This is a genomic window from Amycolatopsis sp. NPDC057786, assembly GCF_042797905.1.
Classification (GTDB): Bacteria; Actinomycetota; Actinomycetes; order Mycobacteriales; family Pseudonocardiaceae; genus Amycolatopsis.
In genome coordinates this window covers 24,148-35,458 of sequence record NZ_JBHVKW010000055.1, presented here as the reverse complement: position 1 = coordinate 35,458, position 11,311 = coordinate 24,148, and the positions used below count along the sequence as shown (strand labels likewise).

The window sequence follows — 11,311 nt, the reverse complement described above, 5'->3', positions numbered from 1 at the left end:
CCTCTAAATGCGGTCAGACGCCGGGGTGGTCCGGCAGGTCGATGCCGTTCACGACGTCCCGCATCTTCCGCGAGGCCAGCGCGGCGAACGGCTTGAGCCGCATCACCCGCATCATCACGTAGCGCATCCGCAACGACGTCCGCGACTTCGCGAAGATCGACTCCGCGTTCTCCCGCCCCATCTCCTGCGTCTTCTCGACGAACTCGCGCATGACCGCCTCATAGCGTTTGAGCCCGGTGTCGAGGCCGGCCGCGAGCTCCCCGGCGAGGACGTACGCGCCGACGAACGCCAGGCTCGTGCCCTGGCCGGAAAGGGGCGAAGGGCAAAAGGCGGCGTCACCCAGCAGCCCGACGCGGCCGCGCGACCAAGACTCCATGATCACCTGGGCGCACGAATCGAAGTAGAAGTCGGGGGCCTCGTCCATCCGGTCCAGCAGCCAGGGCGCCTCCCACTCCATCCCTGCCGCGAGCTCGCGCACCAGGGCCTTCTGCGCCTCGACGTCGCGATAGTCGTAGTCGATCTTCTCCGCGACGAACCCGAAGTAGGCCATCGCCTCGTCGCCGTCGCGGACGGCGCGAATCCCGGCGGACCGGCCGACGTCGTCGTAGCCGACGGCCCAGTTCCGCAGGCCTAGCCGGTTCGGCACGGTGAAGAACGCCAGGTACGAGCCCAGATGCCGGACGAACCTGGACTCGTCGCCGAAGGCCAGCGCCCGCACTCCCGAATGCAGCCCGTCCGCCCCGATGACCATGTCGTACGTCCGCCGCGCACCGACGGCGAAGGTGACATCGACGCCGTCGGCCCGCTCGTCCAGCGCGGTGATCCGGTCGCCGAAGACGTACTCCGTCGTCTCCTTGGTCGCCTCGTAGAGCACTTCGGTCAGGTCGCCGCGGAGGATCTCGATCTCGGCGACGACGCCGTCACCGTCGAAGTCGTCGGCGCGGATCGTGGCCTTCGTGCGGTTCTTCCGGTCGACGAGTGTCTCGCCCTTCGTATCCGTGCAGGCGGCGCGGATACGTTCGTCCAGGCCCATCCGGCGCGCGACCTCCTTGGCCGTTCCGCGCAGGTCGACGGCCTGGCCGCCGGGGCGCAGCGAAGGCGCGCGCTCCACGACGGTCACCTGGAAGCCGTACCGGGCGAGCCAGAAGGCCAGCGCCGGCCCGGCGACGCTCGCCCCGGAGATGAGGATCTTGGTGTCAGCCACTCTTGGGAAGGTCCCACGCATCACATCGCGGCGCAAAAGAGTTTCGTCGTAGGCTGGCGGCATGGCAGTCGTGAAGATCAACGCGATCGAGGTCCCCGAAGGCGCAGGCCCCGAGCTGGAGAAGCGGTTCGCCGCGCGGCTGCACGCCGTCGACAACCAGCCCGGCTTCCTCGGCTTCGAGCTGCTCCGTCCGGTCTCCGGCGAGTCGCGCTACTTCGTCTACACCAAGTGGGAGTCCGAAGAGGCGTATCAGGCGTGGGCGTCCGGCCCGGCGCGCGAGGCGCACGCGGGCGAGCGCGCGAAGCCGGTTTCCACCGGCGCGAACCTGCTGGAATTCGAGGTCGTCCAGGCTTCGAAGCCGGGTGAGTGAGCTCGAACGAGCCGCGGAACTGATCGACGGCGCCGGCGCGCTGCTCGTCTGCGCCGGTGCCGGGATGGGTGTCGACTCCGGCCTGCCCGATTTCCGGGGCGACGAAGGTTTCTGGAAGGCGTATCCGCCGTACGAGCGCCTGGGCATCAGCTTCGTCGAGCTGGCCGACCCGCGGCATTTCGCCGAAGACCCCGAGCTGGCCTGGGGTTTCTACGGGCACCGGCTCGCGCTGTACCGCGCCACCGTCCCGCACGACGGCTTCCGTCTCCTGCTGTCCTGGGGAGCGCGCAAACCGGGCGGCACCCGCGCGTTCACGTCCAATGTGGACGGACAGTTCCAGAAGGCTGGCTACTCCCAGGTCGCCGAGGCGCACGGGTCCATCCACCAGCTGCAGTGCCTCGCCAGGTGCACCAAGGAGATCTGGCCCGCGGACGACGTCGCGGTCCCGATCGACGAAGACAGCATGCGCGCGCTCGAACCGCTGCCGTCCTGCCCGCGCTGTGGCGGCCTCGCCCGGCCCAACATCCTGATGTTCGGCGACTACGACTGGCTCGGGCAGCGCAGCCAGGCCCAGCTCGACGAGCTGAACGCGTGGCGTCGCCGGCATCGCGACCTCGTCGTGGTGGAGCTCGGCGCCGGACAGGCCGTGCCGACGGTGCGGCGGTACTCGGAGCTGGCCAGCGCCGCGACCGGCGCGCTGGTCCGGATCAACCCGCGCGAGCCGCAGGTCCGGCACGGCCGCGGCGTTTCCCTGGCGAGCAACGGCCTCGAAACACTCAAGGCACTGGACGCGCTGCTGAAGGGGACCATGCCCGCATGAGACGCGGTGAAGGGAGCTTTCACCGCGTCTCATGCGGTGAAGGGAGCTTTCAGCCCGCTCTGGGCAGGACGATCTCCGCGTAGACGGCGTCGTGGTCGCTGCCCGGCGTCTCCAGCACCTTGAAGTCCGCGATGGCCGTCCGCTTGTCCGCCAGCACGTGGTCGATCGGCACCGGCGGCACCAGCCCGTTCGTCCAGGTGCCCTCCAACGCCTTCCCCAGCTGATCGGCCGCGTCCACGTATCCCCTGGTCAGCAGCTCACGAATGAGCGCGTGGTCCAGACTGGCGTTGAAGTCGCCCGCCAGGATCCGGATGTCGTGCTCGGCGTCGGCGTACGGCAGGTCCTTGGCCTCGTCGACCCAGGCGTGCCGGTCCCACATCGGCGCCGCCGGGTGGACCGCGACGACCTCGATCCGGACGCCGTCGCCAAGGTCCACGCTCGCGCTGGGCTGCTTGTAGTCCGAATTTCCGCTCAGTTTCAGCGGCGTGAGCGGATACCTCGACACCAGCCCGGAGCCCGACGCCCATTCGGCCGGGTGCAGCACGTGGTAGGGCAGGACCTGGAACAACCCGGCCCGTTCGAGCCCGGCGACGGCCTCGGGCGTCATCTCGGTCAGGCTCAGGACGTCGACCCGGTGCTCCTTCACGTAGCCGACGATCCGGTCCGGATCGGCCTGCCCGCCCAGCATGTTCGACGCCAGCACGCGCACGTGCTTCCCGTCGAGCGCCTTCTGCTCGTTCGCGAACGCTCGCGGAAGCACCAGAGACGCGATCGTGCAGGTCAGCACCAGCGCGACCACCCCGGTCCACCAGCGGCGGAGCCCCAGCGCGAGGAGGCCGAGCACCAGCGTCGCGATCCCGGCGTACGGCGTGAGCGCGAGTGCGGCGATCGTGTACGTGTTGCCGTCGTAGCCCACCAGCCGTAACGCCGTCAGCACCGCGAACGGCACGACCGCCCCGATGAGCAGCCCGCTGACCAGCTTTCGCCCGGCACCTCGCGGCACCACGCGTTCTTCGATCACCATGCCGTCGAGTATGCCGATCACCAGCGCGGCGGCGGCCGTCTCCACAACACCTTCACAACCTCCTCACACCACGTCTACCAGCGCTTATCAGCTCCTGTCAGCCGCTGCCAGCGCGCTGTGCGCGGTCTGCCAGGCCAGGGGTGCACCTTGATCGGCGGGGCGAGATCCACAGGAGGAACGATGACTCACGCGATCAGGGCCGAGGGCCTGGTCAAACACTATGGGGAGACGAAGGCGCTCGACGGGGTCGATCTGGAGGTCCCCGCGGGCAAGGTGGTCGGGGTGCTGGGGCCGAACGGCGCGGGGAAGACGACCGCCGTCCGGATCCTGGCCACTTTGATCCGCCCGGACCGCGGCCACGCGAGCGTCTTCGGGTACGACGTCGTCAAGAACCCGATGGCGGTCCGGAGCATGATCGGGCTGACCGGGCAGTACGCGTCGGTCGACGAGGACCTTTCCGGTACGGAGAACCTCGTCCTGATCGGCAGGCTGCTGGAGTTCTCGAGGGCGGACGCGAAGAAGCGCGCGGCCGAGCTGCTGGAGCGGTTCGAGCTGACCGACGCCGCCGGCCGCGCGATCAAGACCTACTCGGGCGGGATGCGGCGGCGGCTCGACCTCGCCGCGAGCCTGGTCGGCCGTCCCAGGGTGCTGTACCTGGACGAGCCGACCACCGGGCTCGACCCGCACGCCCGCAACGAGGTCTGGGCCGTGGTCCGGACGCTGGTCGCCGACGGCACGACGGTGCTGCTCACCACGCAGTACCTGGAGGAGGCCGACCAGCTGGCCGACACGATCACCGTGTTCGACCACGGGCACGTCGTGGCGAACGGCCGGGCCGACGAGCTCAAGCGGCGGACCGGCGGCCAGACGCTGCAGGTCCGGCCGTCCGCGCTCGCCGACCTCGACGCCGTCGAGCGCATCCTGGCCGGGCTCACCGGTGCCCGGCCGCACCGGGACGACGACACCGGGCTGCTCACCGCGCCCGTCGCCGACCCGGTCCTGCTGTCCACTTTGGTCCGCAAGCTGGACGAGGCCGGGATCACCGCGGACGAGCTGGCGCTGCGGCTGCCCAGCCTCGACGAGGTGTTCCTCGCGCTCACCGGCAAGAAGACCGACGAGTCCACAAAGGACACGACTCCGGAAGGGAGCCTGGTATGACGACCATCGCGATGCCCGCGCCACCACGGCGCGTTTCCCCGTCGAGCAGCGTGCGGCACGGGCTTTCCCTCGCCTGGCGTGGCGTCCTGAAGATCCGCAAGAACCCGGAGCAGCTGGCCGACGTCACGCTCGCGCCGATCATCTTCCTGGTCATGTTCGTCTACCTGTTCGGTGGCGCGATCATGGGCAGCACCGAGGGCTACCTCCAGATGATCGTGCCCGGCATCATGGTGTTCAACATCCTGCAGGCCAGCATGACCGTCGGCGTCCAGCTGAACACCGACGTCACCAAGGGCGTGTTCGACCGGTTCCGGGCCATGCCGATCGCGCGGTCCGCGCCGCTGATCGGCGCCGTGCTGGCCGATATCGTGCGGTACCTGGTGTGCCTGGTCGTGCTGATGGTCGTCGCGACGATCATGGGCTACCGGATCCAGACCGGGCCCGCCGAGTTCGCGCTGGCGATCGTGCTCGTCATCGCGTTCGCGCTGGCGTTCTGCTGGGCTTCGGTGTTCGTCGGGATGCTGGTGAAGAGCCCCGGCGCGGTGCAGGGCCTGATGTTCGTGGTGCTGATGCCGCTGACCTTCGGCAGCAACGTGTTCGTGCAGACCGACACCATGCCCGGCTGGCTGAAGGCGTGGGCGGACATCAGCCCGGTGACGCAGATGTCCGACGTCCTGCGCGGGCTGATGAACGGCGGGCCGGTCGCCGGACCGCTGACCGGCGCGCTGATCTGGATGGCGGCCGCGCTCGCGGTCTTCTTCCCGCTCGCCACGTGGGCTTACCGGAAGCGCGTCTGACGGGGGTCAGGGGGAACGCGCGTGAAGGGCTCCTTGCCTCTGCCGAGGCGAGGAGCCCTTCTTCACGCGCCCGCTTCCTGGCAGATCCAGGAGACAAGATCCGCTCGGGACAGACCGGCGTCCTGGGCGAGGAGCTCTTCGTAGCGCTCCTCGCCGAAATGTTCGCGAAGATCGTCGATGAGCTGCCGGATGCCGGGCTCTCCGAGGTCCAGCCTGCCGCGCAGCAGCTTCGCCGCGCCGAGCAGCCGGACAGCCGTCTCCGGCCGCCCCTGCCGGAACCGGATCAGGCCGCAGACCTCGACGATCCGGCCGAGATCGGGCATGTCGCCGCGTTCCGCGGTGGATTTCACGACGATCGCGGCACCACGCTCGGCCTCGTCCAGATCTCCGGCGGCCAGCGCGATCTCCGTGTCGATGTACCCGCCGAATTCGTCGCCGAACATCCCCGGCATCGGCACCGTCGCCATGAGCTCCCGGAACCGGACGCCGACCGCGCGCGCCTCGTCGATCCGTCCGGCGCGGCTGAGCAGATCCGCCTTGCCCACCAGCACCATCACCGCGAGCTGGTCGTTGCCCGTCTCGATCGCGTAGCGCTCGGCGTCGCGCATCTCGCGCATGGCCGTGTCGAGGTCACCGGCCCGCGCGTACTCCGTCGCGAGCCGCCAGCGCTGCTGGATCACGTCGTCCTGCGACCCCAGTTCGAGCGCGAGGGCGAGGCCTCGCCGGTACAGCGCGAGCGCGGCGTCGTGATCGCCCGACATCGAGATGTCGCTCGCCTTCATGCCCACGGCCATCGCGGTGCCCCAGCGGTCGCCCACGGCCGTGAACCCTTCGTAGGCCCTGTCCCTCGCCCTGTCCGCGCCTTCGGGATCGCCGTCGTCGGCGAGGATGAAGCTGTACGCCCACGACCCCGCGGACCTGGCCCACGGGTCCGGGCTCGCCAGCGCCCGCGCCACCTCGCGGTGCGCGAGTTCCTTGTTCTGACTGAAGAAGGCCAGCATCGGCAGGCCGATCGCCAGACCGGCGAACCGGGTGTACGCGTTCGTCCGCACACAGTCGTCGATGAGTTCACGCACGAGTTCGCGGTCGCCGACGCCCGGCACCATCGCGGTGATCTCGCGCATCGCCCGGAACGCGGCAGCGAAGTCCTCCTCCAGACGGTCGCCGAACGTGAGCACCTCGGCGACGAAGGACTCGACCCGGTCGCTGTCGCCCTTGATCAGCCAGTACCAGAAGGTGCCGCCGAACAGCCGCGTCGCCATTTCCACGTCGTCGGCGTCGATGGCCTGCCGGAGCGCCGTCACGATGTTGCCGTGTTCCGCGTCGTAGCGCGAGATGGCGATGAGCTGATCCGCCGTCCGCAGCATCGGCTCCAGCCGTTCGACCAGCTGGGCGTAGTAGCGGTGATAGGACTTCGTGAGCTGCTCTCGCTCTTGGGCTTCGTCGAGACGTTCCGCCGCGTAGGCCCGGATGGTCTCCAGCATGCGGTACCGCGGCTCGCCGTGGTCTCCGGCGACGGCGTCCACAATGGACTTCTCGACGAGCGAGCCGAGGACGTACAGCACGTCTTCGGCGGGCAGGCCGTCACCGGCGCAGACGCTTTCGGCCGCCTCGACCTCGGCGCCCGCCCCGAAGACCGAGAGCCGCCTGGCGAGTACGCGTTCGGCGTCGTCGAGCAGGTCCCAGCTCCACTCGACGACGGCCCGCAGCGTGCGCTGCCTCGGCAACGCGGTCCGGCTGCCGGAGGTCAGCAGGCGGAACCGGTCGTCGAGCCGCCGCGAGATCTGCCCGACGGTCATCGACCGCAGCCGCGCGGCGGCCAGTTCCAGCGCCAGCGGCATCCCGTCCAGCCTGCGGCAGATCTGCGCGACGCCGTCCACAGTGGACTCGTCGAGCACGAAGTCCGGGCGCACGGCCACCGCCCGGTCGACGAACAGCCGGATCGCGCCCGCCTCGGCGGCCTGGGAAACGGTCGGCGTACCTTCCGGGACGGCCAGTGGTCCGAGCGGGCACAGCGTCTCGCCGTCGATGGCCAGCGCCTCACGGCTCGTCGCGAGGATGCGCAGAGTCGGCACGCGGCGCAACAGCGTGTTCGCCAGCTCCGCGGCCGCGTCGACCAGATGCTCGCAGTTGTCCAGTACCAGCACCGATTCACCCGCGCCGAGCGTCTCCACGACCCTGGCCAGCGCGTCGACCGGGCGGCGCATCGGATCGCCGCCGTGCGAAAGACCGAGATCCCACAGCTCCAGTGCGGCGAAAACCGCGCCGGGCAGGTCACCCGGGTCGCGGACGCCGGCGAGCGGCACGAACCAGACCCGTCCGCGCGCGTGCGCCGGATGCCGCGTCGCGACCTCGGTGGCCAGCCGCGTCTTCCCGGCGCCACCTGGCCCGACGAGCGTCACCAGCCGCGCACCCGCGAGAAGCTCGGCGACCAGCTTCAACTCGTCGTCACGGCCGACGAAACTGGTGAGCCGGACCGGGAGATGATCGGCGGCCGCGGGCGGCGGGCCGAGTTCCCCGCGCAACGCGGCGAGATGGATCTCCCGGAGTTCGGCCGACGGGTCGACGCCGAGCTGATCGGCCAGCGCCGCCCGGACCTCTTCGTAGACGGCGAGGGCGTCGGACTGCCGGTCCGCCGCGCACAACGCCCGGATCCACAACCCGGCGAGCCGTTCACGCAGCGGGTGCCGCGTGGCCGCCTCCTTGAGATCCGCGAGCACCCGGTCGTGCCCGCCCAGCCGGATCTCCGCCTCGAAACGGTCCTCGGCGGCTTCCAGGCGCAGGTCCTCCAGGCGGGTCGCCGGCGCCTGCGCGAACGGGGCATCGAGCACGTCGGACAGCGCCTGACCACGCCAGAGGCCGAGCGCTTCGGCGAGTACCGCGGCCGCACCGGCGTCCCGTCCCGCCGCCAGCTCCGCTCGGCCCTCCGCCGCCAGGCGCTCGAAGCGGCACACGTCGACGTCCTCGCGAGCGACGTCGAGGCGGTAACCGCCGGGGCCGGAGTCGAGGGTGACGTCTTCGGCGCGCAGCACCTTGCGCAACCGCGAGACCAGGGACTGCAGCGCGTTCGCCGCGTCGGCGGGCGGTTCCGCGCCCCAGAGACCGTCGATGAGGGCCGCCGCCGGGACGGCGCGGCCGGGCTCCAGCGCGAGCCTGGCCAAGAGCATGCGGAGGCGGGCACCGCCGATGTCGACCGGGGTGCCGTCGCCGGCCTCCGCTCCGACCGGGCCCAGCAGCGTCACACGCACGCCCCCAGCTTTCCAGAACACGCAAACGGATAGCCCATAGGCGACTGAAGTAGGGAATTCAAGTCGGCCGCCTGACCGGCGTCACACGTTAGGGTGAGGACATGACGTCCGTGCTCCTCACCGGTTTCGAACCGTTCGGCGGTGAGCGGGTGAATCCGTCGTGGCAGGCGGTTTCCCTGCTCACCGGACGGCGGCACGACACCGTCGCCGTCGAACTGCCGTGCGTTTTCTCGCGTTCGCTGGTCACCTTGCGCGACGCGATCGACGAATACCGGCCAGAACTCGTGATCTGCGTCGGGCAGGCGGGCGGGCGCCCCGACGTCACCCCGGAACGGGTCGCGATCAACCTGATCGACGCCCGTATCCCGGACAACGCTGGTTCGCAGCCCGTCGACGTCCCGGTGATCCCCGGCGGGCCGAACGCGTACTTCACCACGCTGCCGGTGAAGGCGTGCGTCACGGGGATCAAGGACGCGGGGCTTCCGGCGTCGGTCTCGCACACCGCCGGGACGTACGTGTGCAACCAGGTCTTCTACGGGCTGATGCACTTGCTGGACAACGACTTTCCCGGCGTACGCGGCGGTTTCGTGCACGTGCCGTACACGCCGGAGCAGGCCGCGCGGACGACCGCGCCGAGCCTGGCGGTGCACCGCGCCGCCGAGGCGCTGGAGATCATCGTGGAGACCTCGCTTTCGGTGACCGAGGATCTTTCGACACCGGCGGGCACCCTGCACTGATCAAGGCTTGAGCTGCGCCGTGAAGAACTCGACCATCTCCGCGGTCGTCCGCGCTGAGCCATCGCCGCGGGTCGAGACGAGCATCGCGCTCAACGGCGCGTCTTCGGTCCCGAAGAGCACGATGCCGCTTCGCGTGCCCACGCCCGCCAAGTAGCGCCCCCGGAGCCCGTCGGCCGCCCAGGTGCCCTCCACGGGCTTACCCTTGGTCATGCGCTGCCGGACGCCGTCCTCCAGGCCGGTCATCGCGACGCCCTGGTAGTAGTTGATCGCGTTCGATCCCTTGTCGTCCTTGAACACGCAGGTGACCGCCGACGCCGCACCCACCGTGGCGGCCGCGTCCGGCGCGTCCCGGCAGTCGTCCCGCTGCGGGATGACCGCGGCGATCCGGCGGAGACAGTCCGTGAACCCCTGCGCGTCCTTCTGCCCCGGCTGTTCGCAACTCACCGGCTTCGCCGGGGCAGGCCCGGCGACCGGCTCGTCTTCGCCGCCGCTGAGCAGGACGATCGTCGTCACGATCGCCGCGAGAGCGAGCCCGACGACGCCGTAGGCCGTGGGCTTCTGCCAGTTCCGGCCCGGCGGGGGCGGTGGCGGTGTCCAGCGCGGTGGTTGCGGGCGACGCGGCGGCTGTTGTTGCACCGGTTGCTGCTGCACGGGTTGCTGGCGCACCGGCGGCGCGACCGGCGCGAAGGCGGGCACGGTCAGCTGGGAGTCCTCGCCGCCCGCGGGCACGTGGAGCAAGCCGAACGCGACCGCCGTCTCCGGCTGATCCTGTGTGGTCGGCGCGATCCTGAGCTGATTCGCCAGCAGGCTCGCCAGCAACGGCATCCGGCTCGGCCCGCCGACGAGGTAGACGCCGCCGAGCCGGTCCGGGGACAGCCCGGCACGGCGGATCGTGGTGGCCAGAAGCTCGGCGCTGCGCAGGAAACTCGGCCGGACGAGCGCCTCCAGCTCCGTCCGGGTCACCCGCACGTCGCCGAACGGCTCCGGCATCGGGATCTCGGTCTGCTGATGGCGGGACAGGCTTTCCTTGGCGTCACGGACGTCCTGCAGCAACGACCGGCGCGTCCGGCGGTCGCTGACCGACTGCGGGCGCAGGATCCGTTGCCAGCGCGCGGGTTCGGAATGCGACACCTCGCGGCCGATGTGCACCAGCAGCGCCTGGTCGATGTCGAGACTGCCGAGATCGGGCAGACCGTCCTCGGCCAGCACGGCGAACCCCTGCGCGCTGACCCCGACCACCGCGCAGTCGAAGGTGCCGGCCCCGAGGTCGTAGACCGCGATCGGACCCGGTGGCCGGTGACCGTTGCCGAGGGAGGCGTAATGGGCGGCGGCGGCGACCGGCTCGGGAATGAGCGTCGTCGTACCGAAACCGGCCTTGAGCGCGGCGTCGCGGAGGATCTGCTTGCGATCCGGGCCCCAGCCCGCAGGATGCGAGATGCGCACCTGCGCGGGCGGACGCTGGAGGAGCAGCTCGGCCTCTTCGCCGACCCGGCGCAGGACCGCGGCGAAGGCGTCGGCGATGGGGAGCGAGACGTCACCGAGCTGGAGGGCGCCCTCGTCGATGCGCCGCTTCGGATTCGCCTCGAACCGGCTCGGATCCAGCCGGGCGCGGCGTTCGGCGTCACGACCGACGAAGACAGTGCCGTCCTTGTCGACGTAGATCGCGGACGACATCGTCACCGACCCGTCGATCTCGACGACCTGCGCCCCCCTGCCGTGGATCGAAAGCACCCCCACCGTGCTGGAGGTACCGAAATCGATCGCCAGAACGTCCACCTGACCCCCTCCCGGACCCGAAGGCATCGTCTCACGCCCCCCGATCACGCGAGTTCCGCCTCTGATCACGCGAGTTACGTCCCCCATCACGCGAGTCGCGCGCCTGATCACGCGAGTTCGCCGTCTGATCACGCGTGTCGTCCGTCTGATCACGCGAGTTCGCCATCCAGGCGCACC

At 70.3% G+C, this 11,311-nt stretch carries 9 protein-coding genes; 5 read left to right on the top strand and 4 right to left on the bottom strand.

All coding sequences use genetic code 11. The annotated features are described in order from the left end of the window. Positions 1 to 13 precede the first annotated feature (13 nt). Positions 14 to 1,225 (bottom strand): FAD-dependent monooxygenase, encoded by a 1,212-nt coding sequence (locus ACFVM3_RS25340; RefSeq protein ID WP_378442322.1) that lies wholly within the window; start codon positions 1,223 to 1,225, stop codon positions 14 to 16. Positions 1,226 to 1,265: 40 nt separating this feature from the next. On the opposite strand from ACFVM3_RS25340, the gene ACFVM3_RS25335 reads away from it, so the two are divergent. Both ACFVM3_RS25335 and ACFVM3_RS25330 read left to right on the top strand, forming a co-directional pair. After that, the gene (locus tag ACFVM3_RS25335) at positions 1,266 to 1,574 is read left to right on the top strand and encodes an antibiotic biosynthesis monooxygenase (RefSeq protein WP_016337748.1); all 309 of its coding nucleotides are present in this window, start codon (positions 1,266 to 1,268) and stop codon (positions 1,572 to 1,574) included. Continuing rightward, positions 1,567 to 2,394 (top strand): NAD-dependent deacetylase, encoded by an 828-nt coding sequence (locus ACFVM3_RS25330; protein WP_378442320.1) that lies wholly within the window; start codon positions 1,567 to 1,569, stop codon positions 2,392 to 2,394. The genes ACFVM3_RS25335 and ACFVM3_RS25330 overlap by 8 nt, the downstream gene beginning before the upstream one ends. Positions 2,395 to 2,443: 49 nt before the next feature. Here the strand turns inward: ACFVM3_RS25330 and ACFVM3_RS25325 are convergent, their stop codons facing one another. After that, complete coding sequence (locus tag ACFVM3_RS25325; RefSeq protein ID WP_378442318.1) at positions 2,444 to 3,463, bottom strand: endonuclease/exonuclease/phosphatase family protein; 1,020 nt, start codon at positions 3,461 to 3,463, stop codon at positions 2,444 to 2,446. A 135-nt stretch (positions 3,464 to 3,598) separates the two neighbouring features. Between ACFVM3_RS25325 and ACFVM3_RS25320 the strand changes: the two genes are divergently transcribed. Together ACFVM3_RS25320 and ACFVM3_RS25315 are read left to right on the top strand one after the other, a co-directional pair. Continuing rightward, entirely contained in the window at positions 3,599 to 4,576 is a 978-nt protein-coding gene (locus ACFVM3_RS25320) for an ATP-binding cassette domain-containing protein (RefSeq protein WP_378442317.1), read from the top strand. Then, positions 4,573 to 5,373, top strand: a complete 801-nt coding sequence (locus tag ACFVM3_RS25315; RefSeq protein WP_378442316.1) for an ABC transporter permease — start codon at positions 4,573 to 4,575, stop codon at positions 5,371 to 5,373. The genes ACFVM3_RS25320 and ACFVM3_RS25315 overlap by 4 nt, the downstream gene beginning before the upstream one ends. Before the next feature lie 62 nt (positions 5,374 to 5,435). Here ACFVM3_RS25315 and ACFVM3_RS25310 read toward each other — a convergent pair whose 3' ends face one another. Further along, on the bottom strand, positions 5,436 to 8,621 hold the full coding sequence (locus ACFVM3_RS25310) for a BTAD domain-containing putative transcriptional regulator (RefSeq protein WP_378442314.1): 3,186 nt from the start codon (positions 8,619 to 8,621) through the stop codon (positions 5,436 to 5,438). Positions 8,622 to 8,722: 101 nt separating this feature from the next. Between ACFVM3_RS25310 and pcp the strand changes: the two genes are divergently transcribed. After that, positions 8,723 to 9,358, top strand: a complete 636-nt coding sequence (pcp, locus tag ACFVM3_RS25305; protein WP_340685372.1) for a pyroglutamyl-peptidase I — start codon at positions 8,723 to 8,725, stop codon at positions 9,356 to 9,358. Here pcp and ACFVM3_RS25300 read toward each other — a convergent pair whose 3' ends face one another. Beyond that, positions 9,359 to 11,134, bottom strand: coding sequence for an Hsp70 family protein (locus tag ACFVM3_RS25300; RefSeq protein WP_378442312.1), 1,776 nt, complete (start codon positions 11,132 to 11,134; stop codon positions 9,359 to 9,361). Positions 11,135 to 11,311 lie beyond the last annotated feature (177 nt).

Excerpts from the sequence above, each read along its gene's own strand:
- ACFVM3_RS25335 (WP_016337748.1), top strand. The coding sequence starts at position 1,266 with ATGGCAGTCGTGAAGATCAACGCGATCGAGGTCCCCGAAGGCGCAGGC.
- ACFVM3_RS25315 (WP_378442316.1), top strand. The coding sequence starts at position 4,573 with ATGACGACCATCGCGATGCCCGCGCCACCACGGCGCGTTTCCCCGTCG.
- ACFVM3_RS25340 (WP_378442322.1), bottom strand. The coding sequence starts at position 1,225 with ATGCGTGGGACCTTCCCAAGAGTGGCTGACACCAAGATCCTCATCTCC.
- pcp (WP_340685372.1), top strand. The coding sequence starts at position 8,723 with ATGACGTCCGTGCTCCTCACCGGTTTCGAACCGTTCGGCGGTGAGCGG.
- ACFVM3_RS25320 (WP_378442317.1), top strand. The coding sequence starts at position 3,599 with ATGACTCACGCGATCAGGGCCGAGGGCCTGGTCAAACACTATGGGGAG.